The following is a 20,921-nucleotide window of genomic DNA, read 5'->3' on the forward strand; positions in this document are numbered from 1 at the left end:
CAAAAGCGGTTCACATAACAAAAAAAATGCTCAATGGAGCTGAGTGAGCAGAACGTGAAAAAGCAAAGACCTGTCCATTTAGATCTGCAGACCATTCGCTTTCCTGCAACAGCGATTGTGTCAATTCTTCACCGTGTATCCGGTGTCATCATGCTGTTCGCTGTTGGCATTCTTATTTGGTTGCTAAATTCATCTTTAGCCTCCGCTGAAAGTTTCGCAGGCGTACAATCTCTGTTTGATAACTTCGTCGTGAAGTTCATCATGTGGGGCATTTTGACTGCACTGGCTTATCACTTATTCGGTGGCCTACGCCACTTAGTAATGGATACCGGTCGTTGGGAAGAGTTGGCTTCGGGCACCGCCTCAGCGAAAGCTGTATTTGTACTGACGGTAGCCTTTTCAATTTTAGCGGGGTTATGGGTATGGTAACCAATGCAGCAAGTTTTGGACGCAGTGGTGTTCATGACTTTATTCTACTACGCGCTAGTGCAGTAATCCTCGCCTGTTACACCATTTTCATGGTTGGCTTTATTGCATGTAGTTCCCCTCTCACCTATGACGTTTGGCACGGCCTGTTTAGCGCTCTGCCAATGAAAGTGTTTACCCTGCTTGCGCTGGTTGCACTGCTTGTTCACGCCTGGATTGGTGTATGGCAAGTATTGACGGATTACGTCAAGTGCACTGCGTTACGCGGTGTTTTACAGTTCACCTTCGTCGTCACCGTCTTTTGTTATCTGGCGGCCGGCATTGTTATTGTGTGGGGTGTCTAAGTGAGTATTCCAGTACGTGAGTTTGATGCTGTAGTGATTGGTGCTGGCGGTGCCGGTATGCGCGCAGCATTACAGATTTCTAAAGAAGGTAAGAGCTGTGCGCTTTTATCTAAAGTATTCCCAACCCGTTCTCATACTGTATCTGCGCAGGGTGGTATCACCGTTGCGTTAGGTAACGCCCATGAAGACCATTGGGAACAACACATGTACGATACCGTAAAAGGTTCCGACTTTATCGGTGACCAAGACGCTATCGAATTTATGTGTCAAACCGGTCCAGAAGCCATTATTGAACTCGAGCACATGGGTTTACCTTTCTCTCGCTTCGATAACGGTAAGATTTACCAACGTCCTTTCGGTGGTCAATCTAAAAACTTCGGTGGTGAACAAGCGGCGCGTACCGCTGCGGCGGCAGACCGTACTGGTCACGCACTGCTTCACTGCTTATACCAACAGAACGTTAAACACAAAACCCAAGTGTTTTCTGAGTGGTATGCCCTCGATTTAGTGAAAAACCAAGACGGTGCCATCGTAGGTTGTACTGCGATTGAAATCGAAACCGGTGAAATCGTTTACTTCAAAGCCAAAGCCACTGTACTCGCCACTGGCGGTGCAGGTCGTATCTACGCATCTACCACAAACGCACACATTAATACCGGTGACGGTGTTGGTATGGCGATGCGTGCTGGCGTTCAAATGCAAGATATGGAAATGTGGCAATTCCACCCAACCGGTATTGCTGGCGCGGGTGTACTTGTGACTGAAGGTTGTCGTGGTGAAGGCGGTTACCTGCTGAACAAAGACGGCGAGCGTTTCATGGAGCGTTATGCACCAAACGCCAAGGACTTAGCATCTCGTGACGTGGTAGCACGTTCTATGATGACTGAAATCCGTGAAGGCCGTGGTTTAGATGGTCCGTTAGGCCCACACTGCTTACTGAAACTCGATCACTTAGGTAAAGAGACCTTAGAAGCCCGTCTACCAGGCGTGTGTGAACTCTCTCGTACCTTCGCGCATATCGATCCGGCCGATGGTCCAATCCCTGTGCTGCCAACCTGTCACTATATGATGGGTGGTCTGCCAACGAAGGTGAGCGGTCAAGTTGTTCGCAAGAATGACGACGGCAGCGAGCAAGATGTGGTTGGTTTATTCGCAGTAGGTGAGATTGCCTGTGTGTCTGTACACGGTGCTAACCGCTTAGGCGGTAACTCTCTGCTCGACTTAGTGGTCTTTGGCCGCGCTGCGGGTCAACACTTAGGTAAAGCACTCGATGAGACTGCGGATCCAAAAGATGCGACCGATGCGGAAATTCAAGCGACTTTAGCACGCTTAAACCGCTGGGAAAGCAACAAGTCTGGCGAAGACCCAGCGCAAATCCGTAAAGATTTACAACTTTGCATGCAATTAAACTTCTCTGTATTCCGCCGTGGCGATGCAATGGCAGAAGGTTTAGAGCAGTTAAAAGCTATCCGTAAGCGTTTAGAAAATGCCAAGTTGTCTGATAACTCTCGTGAATTCAACACTCAACGTATTGAATGTTTAGAGTTAGACAACCTGATGGCGACGGCAATTGCCACCGCTTATGCTGCTAACTTCCGTACAGAGAGCCGTGGCGCTCACTCACGTGAAGACTATTTAGAGCGTGATGATGATAACTGGTTATGTCACACCCTGTTTGACCCTGTGACTGAAACCATGGACCGTCGTGCTGTGAATATGGCGCCTAAGTTACGTGAAGCATTCCCGCCGAAGAAACGTACCTACTAGGAGTTGCAAAGATGAAATTGGAATTTGCAGTTTATCGTTACAATCCTGATGTAGATACAAAACCTTACATGCAGGATTACAGCCTTGAAGTGGCTGAAGGCTCTGACATGATGGTGCTTGATGCACTGATCAAGTTAAAAGAACAGGACCCAACGTTAGCGTTCCGTCGCTCATGCCGTGAAGGTGTTTGTGGTAGTGACGGTGTGAACATGAACGGTAAAAACGGTCTGGCTTGTATTACACCAATCTCTACCTTCAAAGGTAAGAAGTTGGAAATTCGTCCACTGCCAGGTATGCCAGTCGTACGTGACTTAGTGGTTGATTTAACTCAGTTCTACAAGCAGTACGAGAAGATCAAGCCGTTCCTCATCAACGATGAGAAGATGCCAGCCCGTGAACATTTACAGTCACCTGAACAGCGTGCGCATTTAGATGGTCTGTACGAATGTATCATGTGTGCATGTTGTTCTACGGCTTGCCCATCGTTCTGGTGGAATCCTGATAAGTTTATCGGTCCTAGCGGTCTGCTACACGCTTACCGTTTCTTGATCGACAGCCGCGATACAGCGACAGAAGAACGTCTTTCTGAGCTGGACGACGCCTACAGCGTGTTCCGTTGCCACGGCATTATGAACTGCGTTGACGTCTGTCCAAAAGGACTTAATCCGACTAAAGCAATTGGTCACATTAAGTCAATGCTGCTTAAGCGAGCTGTGTAATGCGAGAACCCGAGCTTAAATCAATAATAATATAGCTCTCGAAGAGTCACTTTCTGGGTATAGAAGGTGGCTCTTTTGTGTATGTAATGGAAGACAACGCGCCGTGAAATCTGGATATCTAGGGGCGGCAAAATTTATGCATCGAAGGTAATTGCTTGAGATTGCATATAAAAACTATGGCTAAGCACGTGTATAAAGTTTGAAAGGAATAGCAATGCACCAAGGCATCATGAAAGCCTGGCTCGAATCATCTCACTTAAGTGGTGCAAATTCGACCTACGTAGAAGAGATGTATGAAGCCTATCAAGAAGACCCACAGTCAGTCTCTGACGATTGGCGTGCGGTATTTGATAATCTCCCTCCGGTGAACGGTGCTTCTAAAGACGCGCCTGAAGCGGCTCACTCCAAAGTACGTGATTATTTTCGCAGTTTAGCGATGGACGGACGTCATAAGAGCGCAGCTCGTGTGACCGATCCTGAGTTGGATGCTAAGCAAGTTAAAGTGCTACAGCTGATCAACGCCCACCGTTTCCGTGGTCACCAAGGGGCTAACCTCGACCCGTTAGAATTGTGGAAACGTGAACCTGTTGCCGATTTAGATCCCGCATTCCACGGTCTGACCAAAGAAGACATGGAACGTGAGTTCAACACTGGCTCGTTCGCCCACGGCGGCGAAACCATGAAGCTGGCTGACTTAGTCAAAGCGCTAAAAGCCACTTACTGTGGTTCGATTGGCGCCGAATACATGCACATTACCGATACCGATGAGAAGCGTTGGATCCAACAACGTCTCGAACCATCCTTAGGTAAAGCCAACTACGATAAAAGCGTTAAGACCCGCATTCTCGAAGGCCTAAATGCTGCTGAAGGCATTGAAAAATATTTAGGCGCTAAATTCCCTGGTGCAAAACGCTTCTCGTTAGAAGGCGGCGATGCGTTAGTCCCTATGATGCGCGAAATCATTTACCGCGCAGGTGAAGCGGGCACGAAAGAAATCGTCGTTGGTATGGCTCACCGTGGTCGTTTAAACGTACTGGTGAACGTGTTAGGTAAGCGTCCAGCCGAACTGTTTGACGAGTTCGCCGGTAAGCATGCCGATACCCACGGTTCAGGCGACGTAAAATACCACCAAGGTTTCTCTTCAGATTTTGAAACGCCGGGTGGCAATGTGCACTTAGCACTGGCCTTCAACCCATCACACCTTGAAATTGTTAACCCTGTGGTCATGGGCTCTGTACGTGCTCGTCAAGACCGCCGTGGTTGTAAAGACGGTTTACAGGTGATGCCAATCACGATCCACGGTGACTCTGCAATTGCGGGTCAAGGTATCGTGCAAGAGACATTCAACATGTCTCAAACCCGTGGCTTTAAAGTGGGCGGCAGCATCCGCATCGTGGTAAACAACCAAGTTGGTTTTACCACCTCAAACCACTTCGATGTGCGTTCAACAGAATACTGTACTGACATCGCTAAGATGGTTCAGGCACCGATTTTCCACGTAAACTCTGACGATCCAGAAGCCGTTGCCTTCGTTGCACAGCTTGCTGTTGATTACCGTAATGAGTTTAAACGTGACGTGGTGATTGACTTAGTGTGTTACCGCCGTCATGGCCACAACGAAGCTGACGAGCCAAGTGCAACTCAGCCATTGATGTATGCCAAGATCAAGAAACACCCAACGCCACGTAAGATCTACGCTGACAAACTGATCGCCGAAAACAGCATCGGCGCGGATGAAGTGACCAGCATGATCAACACCTACCGTGACGCCTTAGATCAAGGTGACTGTGTGGTGAAAGAATGGCGTCCAATGACACTGCACACAGTGGATTGGTCACCTTATATTGGTCGCGAGTGGGACGAAGCGTATCAAGCATCTCTACCTCTTGAGCGTCTGCAAAATCTGGCTGATAAGCTGAGCTACGTGCCAGAGAGCCACCCACTGCATTCACGCGTTGCTAAGATTTACGGCGATCGCGTTGCTATGGCGAAGGGTGAGAAATTACTCGACTGGGGCTTTGCTGAAACCTTAGCGTACGCCACGATTCTTGAAGACAACAAGCGCGTTCGCATTACTGGTCAAGACTCTGGCCGTGGTACTTTCTTCCACCGTCATGCGGTTCTGCACAACCAAAATGATGCAACCACCTATATGCCACTGCGCAACCTGTCTGAAGACCAAGGTCCAATCGACATCACTGACTCAGTATTGTCTGAAGCGTCAGTACTGGCCTTCGAATACGGCTACACCACAGCAGAGCCTGGTGGTCTGGCGATTTGGGAAGCCCAATTCGGTGACTTCGCTAACTGTGCCCAAGTGGTTATCGACCAGTTCCTGTCGTCTGGTGAGCAGAAGTGGGGCCGTCTATGCGGTCTGACCATGCTGTTACCTCACGGTTACGAAGGTCAAGGTCCAGAACACTCAAGCGCCCGTTTAGAGCGTTTCTTGCAGCTGTGTGCTAACCACAACATGCAAGTGTGTGTGCCATCAACGCCAGCACAGGTTTACCATATGCTGCGTCGCCAAGTGGTGCGCCCAATGCGTCGTCCACTGGTGGTGATGTCACCTAAGTCATTGCTACGTCACCCATTAGCGGTTTCTAGCATGGAAGAATTGGCTAATGGCACCTTCCAAAACGTGATCGGTGAAATCGATACGTTAGAAGCGAGCAAAGTCGATCGCGTCGTGTTCTGTAGCGGTAAGGTGTACTTCGAGCTACTGGAAAAACGCCGTAAAGAAAACATCAACAACATCGCAATAATCCGTGTCGAACAGTTATATCCGTTCCCACATGAAGAAATGGTTGCAGCCTTAGCTGACTACCAACATGTGACCGATTTTGTATGGTGTCAGGAAGAGCCGCAAAACCAGGGTGCTTGGTACTCTAGCCAACATCACTTCTGGGCTGCTATCCCTGCGGGTGCAAAACTGACCTACGCTGGCCGTGAAGCATCTGCTGCACCAGCCTGTGGTTACCCTGAGCTGCATGCTCACCAACAAGAATCTTTAGTGAACAGTGCCCTAAAGCTGTAATAGCTAAGACTGTAGTAATAGACATTTTATAAAAAAGGATCGTTTTTCATGAGTATCGAAATCAAGGTACCCGTACTGCCAGAATCTGTTGCCGATGCAACTATCGCCACTTGGCACGTAAAAGTGGGTGAGCAAGTTTCTCGTGATCAAAATCTGGTTGATATTGAAACTGACAAAGTCGTACTGGAAGTGGTTGCACCAGAAGATGGTCACATCGGTGAGTTCCTGTTCCAAGAAGGCGATACCGTTCTGGGCGAGCAAGTGATTGCTAAGTTCATCGCGGGTGCGGTTTCTGGTCAAGAAGTGACTAAAGCCGAGGCCGAAGCTGCTGCACCTGTTGCTGCTGCGACTGAAGAGTCTAACGATGCATTAAGCCCATCAGTACGTCGTTTACTGGCTGAGCACAATGTTGATGCGAGCAAAGTGAAGGGCACTGGTGTCGGTGGCCGTATCACTAAAGAAGACGTTGAAGCCTTTATCAAGTCTGCGCCTAAAGCGGCTGCTGCCCCTGCGGCTCCAGCGGTACAACCTTTAGCGGCAGGTCGTAGCGAGAAGCGTGTTCCAATGACTCGTTTACGTAAGACTATCGCTAACCGTTTATTAGAAGCGAAAAACTCTACCGCGATGCTCACGACGTTTAACGAAGTGAACATGAAGCCAATCATGGATATCCGTAAGCAGTACCAAGATATCTTTGAAAAGCGCCACGGTATCCGTTTAGGTTTCATGTCTTTCTACGTGAAAGCGGTGACTGAAGCGCTGAAACGCTTCCCAGAAGTGAACGCGTCAATCGACGGTGACGATATCGTTTACCACAACTACTTCGACGTCAGCATCGCTGTATCGACTCCACGTGGTCTGGTCACCCCAGTATTGCGTGATACCGATACCATGAGCCTGGCTGATATCGAAAAAGCAGTACGCGATCTGGCGATCAAAGGCCGTGATGGCAAGCTGACTGTGGCTGATATGACTGGCGGTAACTTCACTGTGACTAACGGTGGTGTATTCGGCTCGTTAATGTCTACCCCAATTTTAAACCTGCCACAAAGCGCGATTTTAGGCATGCATGCTATTAAAGACCGCCCAATGGCAGTGAATGGTCAGGTTGAAATCCTGCCCATGATGTACCTAGCTCTCTCATATGACCATCGTATTGTCGATGGCCGTGAGTCAGTTGGCTTCTTAGTTGCCATTAAAGACTTCTTGGAAGACCCAACTCGTCTGCTACTTGACCTATAATCTAACGCGCTAAACGATAACGTTTAACCTGTTAGTTAAAGACAAGAGTCAGACATACCCTCGTGACTGGCCCCGTGGGGCCAGTTGGATTTGATTAGAAGTATACGGATAGATCATCATGAATTTGCATGAGTATCAGGCAAAATCCCTATTTGCCGAATATGGTTTACCAGTGTCAGAAGGTTTTGCATGTGATACAGCCCAAGAAGCTGTAGAAGCGGCAGGCCGTATTGGCGGAAATTTATGGGTTGTTAAGTGTCAAGTACACGCAGGCGGCCGCGGTAAAGCGGGTGGCGTTAAAGTCACTGGCGATAAAGAAGAAATCAGAGCCTTTGCCGAACACTGGTTAGGCAAAAATCTGGTGACTTATCAAACAGATGAGAAAGGTCAGCCGGTTGCTAAAATTTTAGTAGAAAGCTGCACCGACATCGCTAACGAACTGTACTTAGGTGCAGTAGTTGACCGTGCTACCCGTCGCGTGGTGTTCATGGCTTCTACCGAAGGTGGTGTTGAGATTGAGAAAGTGGCCGAAGAAACGCCAGAACTCATTCATAAAGCGATCATCGATCCACTGACGGGTCCTCAACCATACCAAGCACGTGATCTTGGCTTCAAACTGGGCTTAAACCCAACTCAAATGAAGCAATTCACCAAGATCTTCATGGGTCTGGCGACTATGTTCGTTGATCATGATTTCGCACTGCTGGAAATCAACCCACTGGTTATCACCACTGAAGGTAACCTGCACTGCTTAGACGGTAAAATTGGTATCGATGGTAACGCACTGTTCCGTCAACCAAAAATCAAAGCAATGCACGATCCATCACAGGATGACGCCCGTGAAGCTCACGCTGCAATGTTCGAACTGAACTATGTTGCGCTGGACGGAAACGTGGGTTGTATGGTGAACGGTGCTGGCCTAGCAATGGGTACTATGGACATCGTTAACCTGCACGGCGGCAAGCCAGCTAACTTCCTCGACGTAGGTGGTGGCGCGACTAAAGAACGTGTTGCTGAAGCATTCAAGATCATTCTGTCTGACAGCAATGTGAAAGCCGTTCTGGTTAACATCTTCGGTGGTATCGTACGTTGTGACATGATCGCAGAAGGTATCATTGGCGCTGTTAAAGAAGTTGGCGTTAAAGTTCCAGTTGTAGTGCGTTTAGAAGGTACTAACGCTGAATTAGGCCGTGAAGTATTAGCTAAATCAGGTCTTGATATCATTGCAGCTAACAGTCTGACTGATGCGGCTGAGCAAGTAGTTAAAGCTGCGGAGGGCAAATAATGTCTGTATTAATTAACAAAGATACCAAGGTAATCTGCCAAGGCTTTACCGGTGGTCAAGGTACTTTCCACTCTCAACAAGCTATCGATTACGGTACGCAAATGGTTGGTGGTGTATCTCCAGGTAAAGGCGGTACTGAGCACTTAGGTCTACCAGTGTTCAACACTGTGAAAGACGCTGTGGCTGCGACTGGTGCAACCGCTTCTGTAATCTACGTTCCTGCTCCTTTCTGTAAAGATGCAATTCTTGAAGCAATCGACGGTGGTATCGAGCTGATCGTATGTATCACTGAAGGTATCCCAACACTGGATATGCTGGAAGTGAAAGTGAAGCTAGAAGAAACAGGCGTTCGCATGATCGGCCCTAACTGCCCAGGTGTTATCACTCCAGGTGAATGTAAGATTGGTATTATGCCAGGCCACATCCACTTAAAAGGTAAAGTGGGTATCGTTTCTCGTTCAGGTACGCTGACCTATGAAGCGGTTAAGCAAACTACTGACGAAGGTTTCGGCCAATCTACTTGCGTAGGTATTGGTGGTGACCCAATCCCAGGTACTAACTTCATCGACGTATTGGAAATGTTCCAAAACGATCCACAGACTGAAGCCATCGTGATGATCGGTGAAATCGGTGGTACTGCTGAAGAAGAAGCGGCTGCTTACATCAAAGCTAACGTGACTAAACCAGTTGTGTCTTACATCGCGGGTGTAACTGCTCCTGCTGGTAAGCGTATGGGTCACGCGGGTGCGATCATTGCTGGCGGTAAAGGTACTGCTGCTGACAAATTTGCTGCATTAGAAGCAGCGGGCGTGACAACTGTCCGCTCGTTAGCGGATATCGGCAAAGCGCTGCGTGCTAAAACGGGTTGGTAATCTAACCGTTAACACACGAAAAGGCGCCTAAGGCGCCTTTTTTATTGCGCGTCTGTTAGCGAGTGCCGAGCACTAAAGTGTGAGAGTGGGCAAAGCTCACACCGCGCAGGCTAGCATTTTTATTTACAAAGGGTTAGATTGGGCTTCTCTACCGAGCGTCATCACCTGATTGACGTGTGAATACATTAGTAGAGCCACAACCCTAAGCCCTGCGCTTATGGCACCACGGCTGTTCAGCAATAAATCTTGTACTTAATTACCACGCGATTGCGGCATTAAGCTGCGAGCGTATTTTTATATCGGTTTATCCCATTGGGGGAGGATAGGCCAGCACAGATGTTTAACCCTAAGGGACATCTATTTACACGAGGGAAAGACTGTGAAAACACCAAAGATCATTATTTCAGAAATCGATTTAGAAAGACTCGAGCGTCTGTTGGAGTCATTACCGGCGAACGCCTTCCTAGGGCGTGCGGCATTGGAGGCGGAACTCGACCGAGCCGACATTGTGCCCGCAGCGCAGATGCCCGGTAATGTGGTGACGATGAATTCTGAAGTGAAATTTAGCGTGTCATCCAGTCAGGATACCTTCTGCTTACGGTTAGTTTATCCCAAGGATGCGGCAGGTGAGGGCACCATTTCTATCCTCGCTCCCGTGGGCAGTGCCTTATTGGGTTTATCCCAAGGGGATGAAATCGAATGGCCAGGCCCCGGTGGCTCAATGGTCAAAGTGCGTATCGAAGAAATCGTTTATCAGCCAGAGCGTAGCGGTGACTTCCACCGTTAATCGCGCTGGATATTAGTGTGTAGAGGGCAATATGAAGGAAGCCAAAATGATTATACAAACAGAGCGTTTAATACTCAGACCATTTACCGAGCAGGATATCGATGCCCTCTATTTGATGAAGAGTAACCCTGCGATGTTGAAATACATTCCAACCGTGCCTTTTACTGAGCGTGAGCAGGCACATGAACTGTTCCATAAGGTGATTTCACAGGATTATCAGCAGCGTGGATTTGGTCGCTGGGCCGTCGAACATAAAGCCGATAATAAAGTGATTGGCTTTTGCGGACCAAAGTTTATTCCTGAATATAACGAAGTCGAAATTGGCTATCGCTATTTCCCCGAGTATTGGGGCAAGGGGATTGGTACCGAAGCTGCTCAAGCGGCAATTAGCGTGTTCCCGCAGTTTGGCATTACGCAAATTATTGCATTGATCCTAGAGGGTAACATTGGCTCTGAGGGCGTTGCTAAACGCATAGGCATGCATTGGCGTGAACCAAGTGAGTTTATGGGACATAAAGTGAATGTGTACGCGAAGGTGCTTTAACTGTGCCTGAGCGTTCTAATAAAAAACCAGCCTAGATGGCTGGTTTTTTATTAGGTGTGTCTGGTTAATATCCAGATTGAGCTAAATCTGCTTACTCGTCGTTATGATCGCACTTATCATTGGTGCAATGACCGTACAAATATAAGCTGTGGTTAGTCAGTTTAATGTTGTACTTGCTGGCGATTTCGTCTTGACGACGTTCAATTACTTCATCTGAAAACTCAATCACTTTGCCACAGGAAAGGCACACTAAGTGATCGTGGTGGTGTTGAGTCGATAACTCGAATACCGCCTTGCCACTTTCGAAGTGGTGGCGAGATACGATACCGGCATCATCAAACTGGTTTAATACACGGTAAACTGTTGCTAGACCAATTTCTTCACCTAAATCGAGCAGTTTCTTATATAAGTCTTCTGCACTGATATGTTGGTTTTCAGGTCCTTGCATCAGTTCTAGGATCTTGACTCGTGGCAGGGTGATTTTCAAACCGGCTTTTTTTAGCGCTTGATTTCCATCTGTCATTGCTAATCTCTTGATTGCAGAACCAATAGGTTCATCCGTGGATAGTGAATGCCATTATAGGGGGTCAAATTAAAAACTTAAACCTTTGTTCTAGCTTTATGGGTCTATATGCAGATAAATTGTGTCACTTAGCGCGAAATTGCAATAAATTGCGGCAATTCAAGCATAGTTTTTGTAAGGTTATACCAAGGAATAATGTTCACGACGCGCAAATGTCGGGACAATGGACAGAATAATTACAATAAAAGGAAGCGGTATGTACCAGCATATTGTGGTGTTAACTGGCGCGGGCATTTCTGCCGAATCGGGATTACGTACCTTTCGCGATCAAGATGGTCTATGGGAAGAGCATCATATTGAAGACGTGGCCACTCCCGAAGGTTATGCCCGCGATACCGAACTGGTTGAGCGATTTTATAACAGCCGTTGGGAGCAATTACACAGTGGCACAGTGATGCCTAATGCGGCGCATTTGGCGTTGGCTAAGCTAGAGGCGGAATTTGCCGGGCAATTATTGATTGTGACCCAAAATATTGATGATCTACACGAACGAGCGGGTTCTCGGCGCTTGTTGCACATGCACGGCGAATTATCCAAAGGTCGCTGCCCTCGCTCTCGCCAAACTTTCTTATTAAGGGAACCCTTCGGCCCCAATAACTGTTGTACCTGTTGTATTCCGTCGCAACGATTACGCCCCCATGTGGTGTGGTTTGGCGAAATGCCGCTGGGGATGGATAGAATTCACGATGCGCTCGATAACTGCGATTTATTCATTGCCATTGGTACGTCGGGCACTGTGTATCCGGCGGCAGGGTTTGTCGATACGGCCAATCATCATGGCGCCCAAACGGTGGAAGTTAATTTAGTCACCCCCGATAGACACAGTCAGTTCCAATATCATTTAACCGGTAAGGCGGGGGAGTTGGTACCTAAATTGGTCGATACCATACTTGCAGGCAAAGTGATTGGCTCCGATTTAGCCGAGTCCGATGTTTAAGAATGAGCAACGAGTCCATGACGCAAAAACTGGCGATTATTATGCGGGGATTACCGGGCAGCGGTAAATCCCATTGGGTCGAGCAGTTTGTGGCTAATCTACCGTTAGAAGAGGCGATTCGCGTTCGCCAAGGTGGCATTTTTTCGACCGATAGTTTTTTCTACGAGGGAGAGGAGTATCGATTCGATGCGAAAAAACTCTCCGAATACCATCAACGTAATTTAACCGCGTTTATTCACGCGCTCAGTAGCGTTCAGCCTATCGTGATTTGTGATAACACTAATCTTTGCCGCTGGGAGTACATGGCCTATGAGGCGGCTGCGAAAGCCTTAGATTATCAAGTGCGTATCGTACTGGTAGGGGAGCCTTCAGCGCGCACGCATCAACAACTGTGCGCCGAGCGTAATCGTCATGGTGTGCTGCTAGATCAAATACGGCGTATGGCAGCGCAGTTTGAGGCATTCTAGGGCGCCTCTAAGTCGTCTGTAGCTGGCGTCTAGCGTGCCACCGCTTTGAATGACTAGACTTTCAATCGACTCGATTTTCTCGGTTAGATGTTAACTTGTCATCTTTTCTTGTTAGTCTGATATCGAAATATGCGGCTATATCGCTGCGAAACTGTGTTGCATAAGCTTGATCTTAATGACAGTTTCGCATTTCAATGTCGATTATAATCGGTTAAGTCCCGCCCTCTGGAGTGTCCTTTGTTAACAAAACTGCTGCTCACCTTAGCCGTTATCATTATGGCGATTTTACTGCTGGCCAATCGGCGTCCTAAGCAGGGGTCTGCCACTTCGGTAAATCTTCTGCCGATGCCGAGTCTGTGGCGTCGTTACGGCATGCGGGCAGCATTTTTACTGCTGGGGCTGAGCCTTTTAAGCTACAGTGTGTGGTATTGGTACGATCAACATAAAGTCGTGACTGTGACGATAGTGTCTCCAGCTGGTGTGTTATCCGGCGTGTACAAGGCGCGTAAAGGGGATATCTCGGAGGCAAAAATGGTGACGGTTGAGGGCGTACACATTCGCTTTTCTTATGCGGAGCGGTTAGAAATTCTCGAAGACTAACACAGATTTATTTTATGAATTTTTCGCTCCCGCCTTTTCATTACTAAGTTATGCGTTAAACTAGCGACAATTTTTTAGCCTGCACTTAAGTGGACTTTTTGCTTAAGTTTTTTTCAGGAGGACACATGATTACTGCCTATGTCTACGAAAACCGTCAACTGACGGTCACTGAGATTAACACACAAGACAGTATTCCGGCGTCGACCATATGGTTGGATCTCTATAAACCTGATGATGCAGAGCGAGAATGGTTAAGTCGTTTTTCCGTTGAAGAAGTGCCCGACGAAGAAGATATCAACGAGATTGAGGCCTCGGCGCGTTTTTATCAAAACAGCGACGGCTTACATATCAATTCGTTATTCCCCCAGCGAGTGGGGCAAGACGTACGCGGGGTGAACGTTTCCTTTAACCTGCGGACGAATTTCCTGTTGACCATACGTGAAGAGGATGTCGGCCTGATCCGTTTGTTGCGTAACTACTTACGCCTGGGTCGGTTGGAAGTCTCAACCCCGCAGGAATTGTTCCTCGAACTCTTTAATCTGAAAGTGGATTACCTCTCCGACTTGATTGAGGACGTGTATACGGTCCTTGAAAATGTCGGTGAGCAAGTGTTTGATAATGATGAGCTGGATGATGTGTTCAAACTCATCACCTTGCAGGAAGACTCGAACGGTAAAATTCGTTTAAGTTTGCTCGATACCCAGCGCTCGCTTCGTTATATGCAGCGATACTACCGCGGGCAATTGTCCGATGAACATTTAAAAGACTTGCGCGAAATGCTCTCGGATATCGAGTCGTTAATGCCCCACAGTCAGTTTATCTTCGATAAGTTAAACTTTTTGCTCGACGCCGCCATGGGTTTCAGTGGATTACAGCAGAATAAGATCATTAAAATCTTCTCGGTTGCGGCTGTGGTGTTTCTACCGCCTACGCTGATTGCCAGCAGCTACGGAATGAACTTCCATGGAATGCCTGAGTTAGGTTGGCAATATGGGTATCCGATGGCGATATTGATGATGCTCGCAAGTGCTGCGGGGACCTATTTCTTCTTTAAACGCAAACACTGGCTCTAATCGCGAGTATTAACGTGGATGCAAAAAAGCCGGAGTACTCCGGCTTTTTATTGGGCGAATGAATCTCGTTGGTTTATTTACGGCTATCGCCACCAAAGTAGTAACTCACGCGTTCACGTGGATTGAGGTATTCATGCACTTTTTCGGGGAGTGCTGCGGGTGGCAGGCACCGCACGATGCTGATCCCTTCGACTTCCAGATCGACAATCGGCGCCTGATCTTTAGGCACCAGCGCATCATAAACAAGGATTTTCGGGCACAGTAGCTTTTGCAGATTGACCGACATCACCATGGCATATTGACCGCTCGACAACTCCACCACACTTCCCGGTGGATAAATGCCCAGCATTTTGATCATCTTGCCAATATATTCCTGATTTAATTTGGTTTTATATTGTTTATATAAATAGCCTAAGGCAGCGTAGGGCATGCGCGCCTTGCCCTGATTACTCGGATAACAAAGCGAGTCGTACTCGTTCACGACAGCGAGCAGCTGGGAGATTTTATCCAGTTCAGCTTCCTTCAATCCCTTGGGGTAACCCGAGCCATCGAGATACTCATGGTGATTGGTGATAGGGGCGAGCGCCGCCTCGGGGAAGTTATCGGCGAGCTTGAGCAGTTCAATCCCGAGCAGCGGATGTTGTTTGATAAAATTTAGCTCTGGCGCGGACCAAGGTGTGGTCTTTTTCAAAATCTGCGGCGGCACTTTGAGTTTACCGACATCGTGAAACAGCGCACTTAAGCCCACCAATTCGATTTCGCTGCGGTCCCACTCCATTTCTTTGGCGATAAGCATCGAGAGTATCGCCACGTTTAGCGAGTGGTAGTAAATGCTCTCATCTTGCTTAGCATCGCTCATTAAGTGCAGGACGAGGTTATCGGAGTTCAGTAGCTGCTCGACTATGGTATGCACTAAATCCTTGGCATCATCCACGGCGTTGAGCGGACGATTACGAAGTTTGGCGATAAGGCTGCGCATCATAGCAACCGAGCGGGTAAAGTTTTGCTCGGTTTTGTGAATATCGCGGCGCAGCTTTTTTTGTACTTCGATTTGTTCGGCTTTATAAATATCCATATCGTTTTTTAAACTATGGATATCTGCGCTAGGGGGAATTTTAATGGGATTGACGGCTTCAACGGCCAAGGGCGTGGTTTCGCTACGTTCTAAATCGACAATTACGTATTCAATACCAAGGTTTTTAATTAACTCAATCTGCGCAGCTTGCTTGATATGAAAGCTACTGAATAAAAAAGGATGATCTTTCCAGGCCACGGGTAAACGCACAAAATTACCCACCTGTAATTGATGAACTGAGACTTTACAGCTTTTTTTCATATTCTTGTTATCGTGAAGCCAATGGAGTTATTTTATATCAATGATGCAGCTTTACAATTACTTAACTAACGTGTCAGCATAGTAAGAGTACAAAATAGCCGAAACACTGAGCCAATATGGATTTTATCGAAGTATACCCTAATGCTATCCCCGATGACCTATGTGATCGTCTCATTCTTGCATTTGAGCAACATTCAGGTGTGGTTGATGGCCAAACGGGTAATGGGGTCGACCTCGAAAAGAAGATCAGCCGAGATCTTACCTTAGATAATTTTGCCGATTTACAGCCCCTCAAAAATGAGCTGTTATCCTATACCCTAAAGGGCGCCGCCGACTATTTTACTCAATATTCCATGGCGTTAATGGGCGCGGTATCTGTGTCAGTGAGTGACGAGCAAGGTCAAGCGGTAACCTTAACGCCGAATAATTTTGAGCGCTTAGGTCAGCCAAGAGCCGAAGCCTTAGTAAAATATTTGTACCGCAGTGGCAGTATTAATATTCAAAAATATCAAAAGAATAAAGGTGGATATCTCCACTGGCATTCGGAGCAATTTCCCCAGCTAAGCCATAATGAGGCGCTGCATCGCGTCGTGTTGTATATGTTCTATCTCAATGATGTGGAAGAGGGCGGGGAAACGGAGTTTTATTACCAGCAACGTAAGATTTCGCCTAAGAAAGGCACTATGGTGATTGCGCCGGCAGGCTTTACCCATTCCCATCGCGGCAATATGCCTATCAGTAATGATAAATATATTGCCACGTCGTGGGTGATGTTTAACCGCGCCGAACAGTTATACGCGGTATATGGCTAACGAATAATGGTGCGTGAATAAGGCGGTTAAGCTGGGATAGTAATTCTAAACTTGGCGCCTTCTAAATGGCTTTCCTCAATACTCAAATAGCCGCCGTAGCTGCTGACAATCTCATCACATACAGCCAGCCCAATACCTTGTCCTGGGGATTGGGTGTCGGCTCTCACGCCCCGTTGAATAATTTTTTGGCGCAGCTTTTCTTCAACCCCGGGTCCATCGTCTTCGACAATTAATTCAAAATCACCTTGGTCCGTAAAGCGGGCGCTGACCTGAACTTGGCTGATGCATAATCGGAAGGCATTTTCCATTAAGTTGCCGCATAGCTCCATTAAGTCGCCCTTATTGCCTGGGAACTGCAAGTTTGTGGGGATGTTGGCCTTAAATTGCACCTGCTTTTCGCGATAAATCTTAAATAACATTTGCGCCAGTTGATCGACCAGCGGGGCGATGGCGGTGTGCTCCTGCTTTAAGCCTTGGCGGCCTAACATGGCACGCTTAAGTTGATATTTAACGAGTTGATCCATTTGGCTAATCTGCTCCATGATTTTTTCATTGGCGGATTGCTTCGTCAGCGTCGTGTCATCGGTAATGGCGTGAACGGCCGCAAGACGGGTTTTTAGGCTGTGGGCCAGATCGTTCATCGCGTTTTGATAACGTTGCTGTTGGGCGCTCGATTGTTGCAATAGTTGGTTAAGGGCTTGAGTTACGCCTTCAAGCTCAACGGGATAACCCTCTGATAGTGATTTTGTCTTACCTTGGTTAATTGATTGCAATTCGTTTTGCATCCGCACCAGTGGACGCATCCCCCAATATGCCGCACTGACCAGCAGAATCAGTGCGAGGGCGAGCACCATGGCTAAACGGATATAAGTGCGTTTACTAAATTTACTGTATTCCTGCTCAAGCTTCGCCGCATCCTTCATGACCAAGAGGTTATAGTGTACTCCCGCGATTTCGACCGCGAGCAAATACACGAAATAACCTCTATCATCGGCCATGGTCAGGTAGTAGGGCGGGGAGTCATTACGGATTTCATTGAAACGTTCGCAGGTATCAAACAGGCCCCGGTCGACGGCGAGGGAAGATGTCCACACCTGTTTAAATTTTTCATCGCAGCTCGCCATCACGTAGCGTTCTTGCTTGTTGTTTTCCTCCAACCAAGCGCTGGTGTCGGGAATTAAATCGTGCTCCCTCAGCTCAGCGGCGACTTGGGGTATTTCGGCGATAAGCTGCGCGGTTTCTTCGTTGTAACTATTTTGCGCATGCAGAATATTGACCATCCAAGCGAGGCCAAATCCAACTAAGGTGATGATTGATAATGAGGTGAGAAACATCCGCGTCAGCAGACGTTTCTTCATTTTAAGTCTTAATTGCATGGCAGATTGAATTTGTAACCTTGGCCACGAATGGTCGCTATCGGGTTGTCTATGCCATCACGGGTGAGTTTTTTGCGTAGACGGCTCACCATCACTTCAATGGTGTTAGGGTCGCCTTCCTTGTCACCATAAATCACATCTAAGAGTCGCTGTTTGGCGACGACCTCATGGCAATGGCGCATCAAATATTCCAGAATGAGGTATTCAAAGGCGGTAACTTCCATAATCTCGTTGCCGAGGGTCACTTGCTTGGCGGCAAGATCCAGCTTTAGCTCACCACTGGTGATGACGGGTTTAACAAAGCCTGCGCTGCGTCTAACTAAGGCGTCGAGTCTTGCGACTAACTCTTCTTTCTGGAAGGGTTTGACTAAATAGTCATCGGCACCGGCGTTAAGGCCTTCGACTTTATCTTGCCAGTTAACTCGGGCGGTTAGGATTAAGATAGGCGCTTTAACGCCTTCTTCACGTAATTGTTGGATAAGGCTAATGCCGTCTTGATCGGGTAAACCTAAATCGACAATGGCCACATCGATTGGGTAGTTAGTCGCTTGGAAGAATCCTTCCTTGGCGGTGAGAGCGACTTGGACTTGGTTGCCCAAATCGCTTAATTGCACTTTTAGATGGTGGGATAAAATAAGATCATCTTCAACAACCAAAATTCTCATAATACTCATGCCTTAAAGTCGACTGGGCTCAGTGTACGCAAAATATACGCGGGAGCCAAATATTGTCTTATCATAACGAATAACAACTTAACCTTGGCTGACCGAGCCGATAGAGTGGCGAAAATAAGTACTAATTAATTGTCTTTAAAGAGATTGTCTGATTTATCCCTCCGCCTTGAGGTTGAAGATAATTTTATTGCATCTTGGCCTATGATTGCGTGGTTTTGCGCCAAATCCCATTAGCACTCCATGCGGCCCCTAAGCTAAAGAGCATCACACCGCTCATGATTACAGCGAGTCTTATCCAAGGCGCGCCGTGGGCTAGACGCATTTGCACCGCATCGATTGCGGTTGTACCCCAAACGATAACCACACTGATGCACAGTATCGCTTGCAGTAGTCGAATGACGACTGGATGTTTGATGAGTAAACCAAGAGGCGCGACTGCAAATAGGCCAGTTAATAGCAGCTGGTCATAGCGTAGGAAATGCGCACTTAACAGCCAAAAGGCGACAATAATCCAACTCACTCTCCACCACATAGCTTTCTCCTCGTTTTATATTGACGAGGTCTAATGTAACGGCATTTAAAGGACTATTCTATTTGCTTGTTCACAAAATCAGGATAAGACAATAAAAAGCCCAACTAAGTTGGGCTTTTAGCAGAGACAAAGGCATTCTAACGTCAGTATTACTCGACCTTATGCACTTGCTCATCGAAGTTACTGGCGACTTTACCGGCTTGAGTATTGTTGAATACGGTTTCGTTAAATTCACCTTCAGACTTGGCAATGACCACTGTCGCGACGCAATCACCCGTCACGTTAACTGCGGTACGCACCATATCTAGGAGTCGGTCAACCCCGATAATAAGAGCAATCCCTTCTACGGGCAGGCCGACTTGGTTAAGCACCATCGCTAGCATGATTAACCCTACACCTGGAACCCCAGCAGTACCGATTGAAGCTAAGGTCGCGGTCACAACAACGGCAGCATAATCGGTAATGGTTAATTCAATACCAAAGACTTGGGCGATAAATACCGTGGCGACACCTTGCATAATGGCCGTGCCATCCATGTTAATGGTGGCGCCTAATGGCAGGGTGAAAGAGGCAATTTTGTTATCAACACCGAGTCTGTGCTCAGACGCCTCAATCGTAATCGGCAAGGTGGCGTTAGAGCTTGCGGTTGAAAAGGCAAACAATTGCACATCGCGCATCTTACGAATAAAGATCAGCGGATTTAAGCCTGAGAATAACTTAAGCAGGGTCGGGTAGACGATAAAGGCGTGGATCAATAACACCACCAACACGACAAAGAAATATTTGACCACACTCTCGAATGTTCCCAAACCTAGCGTTAAAGCCAGCTTTGCCATCAGTGCAAACACCCCGTAAGGCGCAAGCTGCATGATCAACGTAACGACTCGCATGATCACTTCATTTAAATCTTCAAATAACGCGGCAACACGTTTTCCACGCTCGCCAATATGCGCAATCGCAAAGCCAAAAATCACCGCAAAGATAATAATCTGCAGCATATTGCCTTCACTCATGGCCTGCATCGGATTCGTTGGCACTATATTGATTAGGACACTTGAAAGACTAGGCGCTTCTTTGGCTGTGTACTCCATTTTTTCGGAAGCGAGCGAAGCATTACCTGGATGAACTAATACCGCGCTGACAATGGCCAGAATTAAAGCAATCGCCGTTGTGAATAAATAAAAGGCTAATGTTTTGCCGCCTAAACGACCTAATTTTGAAGGTTCACTCAGTGAGCAAGTGCCACAAACTAACGAAATAAATACCAGTGGAACCACTAGCATTTTCAAACTTGAGATAAAGATAGTGCCGATAACATGTAAGAAACCTTCTGTAATGTAGTCTTTTACGATATCGCTTTCTGGAAAGGCATTGCGGAGTATGAGACCTAAAGCAATACCTGTTGCCATACCGAACAGAATTTTACTTGTAAGGCCGAATTTCTTTTGTGATGAGGTTGCCATGGGGATTCCTGTGTGTTTTTTATACATTCTAATATTGGCGACGACAAG

At 47.4% G+C, this 20,921-nt stretch carries 21 protein-coding genes; 15 read left to right on the forward strand and 6 right to left on the reverse strand.

What is annotated here, in order from left to right; translation table 11 throughout:
• Nucleotides 1-33: 33 nt before the first annotated feature.
• The 10 genes from sdhC to N5E87_RS09065 all read left to right on the forward strand — a co-directional run bounded on the left by sdhC (nt 34) and on the right by N5E87_RS09065 (nt 11,020).
• The gene (gene sdhC / locus N5E87_RS09020; RefSeq protein ID WP_011622410.1) at nt 34-429 is read left to right on the forward strand and encodes a succinate dehydrogenase cytochrome b556 subunit; all 396 of its coding nucleotides are present in this window, start codon (nt 34-36) and stop codon (nt 427-429) included.
• Nucleotides 423-770 carry a succinate dehydrogenase, hydrophobic membrane anchor protein gene (sdhD, locus tag N5E87_RS09025; RefSeq protein ID WP_086904060.1) on the forward strand — a complete coding sequence of 116 codons (348 nt, stop codon included), beginning with the start codon at nt 423-425 and terminating at the stop codon, nt 768-770. The genes sdhC and sdhD overlap by 7 nt, the downstream gene beginning before the upstream one ends.
• A complete protein-coding gene (gene sdhA / locus N5E87_RS09030) occupies nt 771-2,537 on the forward strand; it encodes a succinate dehydrogenase flavoprotein subunit (protein ID WP_086904043.1) in 1,767 nt (588 codons plus the stop codon). It begins immediately after the preceding gene.
• Nucleotides 2,538-2,548: 11 nt separating this feature from the next.
• A complete protein-coding gene (locus tag N5E87_RS09035) occupies nt 2,549-3,256 on the forward strand; it encodes a succinate dehydrogenase iron-sulfur subunit (protein ID WP_011622413.1) in 708 nt (235 codons plus the stop codon).
• A 214-nt stretch (nt 3,257-3,470) separates the two neighbouring features.
• On the forward strand, nt 3,471-6,290 hold the full coding sequence (sucA, locus tag N5E87_RS09040; protein WP_279775262.1) for a 2-oxoglutarate dehydrogenase E1 component: 2,820 nt from the start codon (nt 3,471-3,473) through the stop codon (nt 6,288-6,290).
• Nucleotides 6,291-6,338: 48 nt separating this feature from the next.
• On the forward strand, nt 6,339-7,532 hold the full coding sequence (gene odhB / locus N5E87_RS09045; RefSeq protein WP_086904045.1) for a 2-oxoglutarate dehydrogenase complex dihydrolipoyllysine-residue succinyltransferase: 1,194 nt from the start codon (nt 6,339-6,341) through the stop codon (nt 7,530-7,532).
• A gap of 118 nt (nt 7,533-7,650) precedes the next feature.
• Entirely contained in the window at nt 7,651-8,817 is a 1,167-nt protein-coding gene (sucC, locus tag N5E87_RS09050) for an ADP-forming succinate--CoA ligase subunit beta (protein WP_011622416.1), read from the forward strand.
• A complete protein-coding gene (sucD, locus tag N5E87_RS09055; RefSeq protein WP_011622417.1) occupies nt 8,817-9,689 on the forward strand; it encodes a succinate--CoA ligase subunit alpha in 873 nt (290 codons plus the stop codon). The genes sucC and sucD overlap by 1 nt, the downstream gene beginning before the upstream one ends.
• 379 nt (nt 9,690-10,068) lie before the next feature.
• Entirely contained in the window at nt 10,069-10,476 is a 408-nt protein-coding gene (rnk, locus tag N5E87_RS09060; protein ID WP_279775263.1) for a nucleoside diphosphate kinase regulator, read from the forward strand.
• 46 nt (nt 10,477-10,522) lie between these two features.
• Nucleotides 10,523-11,020 carry a GNAT family N-acetyltransferase gene (locus tag N5E87_RS09065; RefSeq protein WP_086904047.1) on the forward strand — a complete coding sequence of 166 codons (498 nt, stop codon included), beginning with the start codon at nt 10,523-10,525 and terminating at the stop codon, nt 11,018-11,020.
• A 91-nt stretch (nt 11,021-11,111) separates the two neighbouring features.
• Here N5E87_RS09065 and fur read toward each other — a convergent pair whose 3' ends face one another.
• Nucleotides 11,112-11,543 (reverse strand): ferric iron uptake transcriptional regulator, encoded by a 432-nt coding sequence (fur, locus tag N5E87_RS09070; RefSeq protein WP_011716738.1) that lies wholly within the window; start codon nt 11,541-11,543, stop codon nt 11,112-11,114.
• Between the two features lie 256 nt (nt 11,544-11,799).
• Here fur and cobB point away from each other — a divergent pair, with 256 nt between their 5' ends.
• The 4 genes from cobB to corA all read left to right on the forward strand — a co-directional run bounded on the left by cobB (nt 11,800) and on the right by corA (nt 14,680).
• A complete protein-coding gene (gene cobB / locus N5E87_RS09075) occupies nt 11,800-12,540 on the forward strand; it encodes a Sir2 family NAD+-dependent deacetylase (protein ID WP_086904048.1) in 741 nt (246 codons plus the stop codon).
• 17 nt (nt 12,541-12,557) lie between these two features.
• A complete protein-coding gene (locus N5E87_RS09080) occupies nt 12,558-13,007 on the forward strand; it encodes an ATP-binding protein (RefSeq protein WP_086904049.1) in 450 nt (149 codons plus the stop codon).
• 237 nt (nt 13,008-13,244) lie between these two features.
• On the forward strand, nt 13,245-13,607 hold the full coding sequence (locus N5E87_RS09085) for a hypothetical protein (protein ID WP_279775264.1): 363 nt from the start codon (nt 13,245-13,247) through the stop codon (nt 13,605-13,607).
• Between the two features lie 125 nt (nt 13,608-13,732).
• Nucleotides 13,733-14,680, forward strand: a complete 948-nt coding sequence (corA, locus tag N5E87_RS09090; protein WP_086904051.1) for a magnesium/cobalt transporter CorA — start codon at nt 13,733-13,735, stop codon at nt 14,678-14,680.
• Between the two features lie 73 nt (nt 14,681-14,753).
• Here the strand turns inward: corA and N5E87_RS09095 are convergent, their stop codons facing one another.
• Nucleotides 14,754-16,016: a DUF3391 domain-containing protein gene (locus N5E87_RS09095; RefSeq protein WP_086904052.1), complete on the reverse strand. Its 1,263-nt coding sequence runs from the start codon at nt 16,014-16,016 to the stop codon at nt 14,754-14,756.
• A gap of 116 nt (nt 16,017-16,132) precedes the next feature.
• Between N5E87_RS09095 and N5E87_RS09100 the strand changes: the two genes are divergently transcribed.
• Nucleotides 16,133-16,828 (forward strand): 2OG-Fe(II) oxygenase, encoded by a 696-nt coding sequence (locus N5E87_RS09100; RefSeq protein WP_086904053.1) that lies wholly within the window; start codon nt 16,133-16,135, stop codon nt 16,826-16,828.
• Nucleotides 16,829-16,854: 26 nt separating this feature from the next.
• Here the strand turns inward: N5E87_RS09100 and N5E87_RS09105 are convergent, their stop codons facing one another.
• From N5E87_RS09105 to N5E87_RS09120, 4 genes are all read right to left on the reverse strand, one after another.
• Nucleotides 16,855-18,204: a sensor histidine kinase gene (locus tag N5E87_RS09105; RefSeq protein WP_086904054.1), complete on the reverse strand. Its 1,350-nt coding sequence runs from the start codon at nt 18,202-18,204 to the stop codon at nt 16,855-16,857.
• Nucleotides 18,195-18,869 (reverse strand): response regulator, encoded by a 675-nt coding sequence (locus N5E87_RS09110; RefSeq protein WP_041408752.1) that lies wholly within the window; start codon nt 18,867-18,869, stop codon nt 18,195-18,197. Before N5E87_RS09110 ends, N5E87_RS09105 begins: the two co-directional genes overlap by 10 nt.
• Nucleotides 18,870-19,077: 208 nt before the next feature.
• Nucleotides 19,078-19,410 carry a hypothetical protein gene (locus N5E87_RS09115; protein WP_086904055.1) on the reverse strand — a complete coding sequence of 111 codons (333 nt, stop codon included), beginning with the start codon at nt 19,408-19,410 and terminating at the stop codon, nt 19,078-19,080.
• A 149-nt stretch (nt 19,411-19,559) separates the two neighbouring features.
• Entirely contained in the window at nt 19,560-20,873 is a 1,314-nt protein-coding gene (locus tag N5E87_RS09120; protein ID WP_086904056.1) for a dicarboxylate/amino acid:cation symporter, read from the reverse strand.
• Nucleotides 20,874-20,921: the final 48 nt, after the last annotated feature.

It is taken from the genome of Shewanella sp. GD03713 (assembly GCF_029843705.1).
Classification (GTDB): Bacteria; Pseudomonadota; Gammaproteobacteria; order Enterobacterales; family Shewanellaceae; genus Shewanella.

What these genes read in the sequence shown, in the direction of transcription:
- sdhC (WP_011622410.1), top strand. Translation starts at nt 34, where the DNA reads ATGGAGCTGAGTGAGCAGAACGTGAAAAAGCAAAGACCTGTCCATTTA.
- sdhD (WP_086904060.1), top strand. Translation starts at nt 423, where the DNA reads ATGGTAACCAATGCAGCAAGTTTTGGACGCAGTGGTGTTCATGACTTT.
- N5E87_RS09035 (WP_011622413.1), top strand. Translation starts at nt 2,549, where the DNA reads ATGAAATTGGAATTTGCAGTTTATCGTTACAATCCTGATGTAGATACA.
- sucA (WP_279775262.1), top strand. Translation starts at nt 3,471, where the DNA reads ATGCACCAAGGCATCATGAAAGCCTGGCTCGAATCATCTCACTTAAGT.
- odhB (WP_086904045.1), top strand. Translation starts at nt 6,339, where the DNA reads ATGAGTATCGAAATCAAGGTACCCGTACTGCCAGAATCTGTTGCCGAT.
- sucC (WP_011622416.1), top strand. Translation starts at nt 7,651, where the DNA reads ATGAATTTGCATGAGTATCAGGCAAAATCCCTATTTGCCGAATATGGT.
- sucD (WP_011622417.1), top strand. Translation starts at nt 8,817, where the DNA reads ATGTCTGTATTAATTAACAAAGATACCAAGGTAATCTGCCAAGGCTTT.
- N5E87_RS09065 (WP_086904047.1), top strand. Translation starts at nt 10,523, where the DNA reads ATGATTATACAAACAGAGCGTTTAATACTCAGACCATTTACCGAGCAG.
- fur (WP_011716738.1), bottom strand. Translation starts at nt 11,543, where the DNA reads ATGACAGATGGAAATCAAGCGCTAAAAAAAGCCGGTTTGAAAATCACC.
- cobB (WP_086904048.1), top strand. Translation starts at nt 11,800, where the DNA reads ATGTACCAGCATATTGTGGTGTTAACTGGCGCGGGCATTTCTGCCGAA.
- N5E87_RS09080 (WP_086904049.1), top strand. Translation starts at nt 12,558, where the DNA reads ATGACGCAAAAACTGGCGATTATTATGCGGGGATTACCGGGCAGCGGT.
- corA (WP_086904051.1), top strand. Translation starts at nt 13,733, where the DNA reads ATGATTACTGCCTATGTCTACGAAAACCGTCAACTGACGGTCACTGAG.
- N5E87_RS09095 (WP_086904052.1), bottom strand. Translation starts at nt 16,016, where the DNA reads ATGAAAAAAAGCTGTAAAGTCTCAGTTCATCAATTACAGGTGGGTAAT.
- N5E87_RS09100 (WP_086904053.1), top strand. Translation starts at nt 16,133, where the DNA reads ATGGATTTTATCGAAGTATACCCTAATGCTATCCCCGATGACCTATGT.
- N5E87_RS09105 (WP_086904054.1), bottom strand. Translation starts at nt 18,204, where the DNA reads ATGCAATTAAGACTTAAAATGAAGAAACGTCTGCTGACGCGGATGTTT.
- N5E87_RS09110 (WP_041408752.1), bottom strand. Translation starts at nt 18,869, where the DNA reads ATGAGAATTTTGGTTGTTGAAGATGATCTTATTTTATCCCACCATCTA.
- N5E87_RS09115 (WP_086904055.1), bottom strand. Translation starts at nt 19,410, where the DNA reads ATGTGGTGGAGAGTGAGTTGGATTATTGTCGCCTTTTGGCTGTTAAGT.
- N5E87_RS09120 (WP_086904056.1), bottom strand. Translation starts at nt 20,873, where the DNA reads ATGGCAACCTCATCACAAAAGAAATTCGGCCTTACAAGTAAAATTCTG.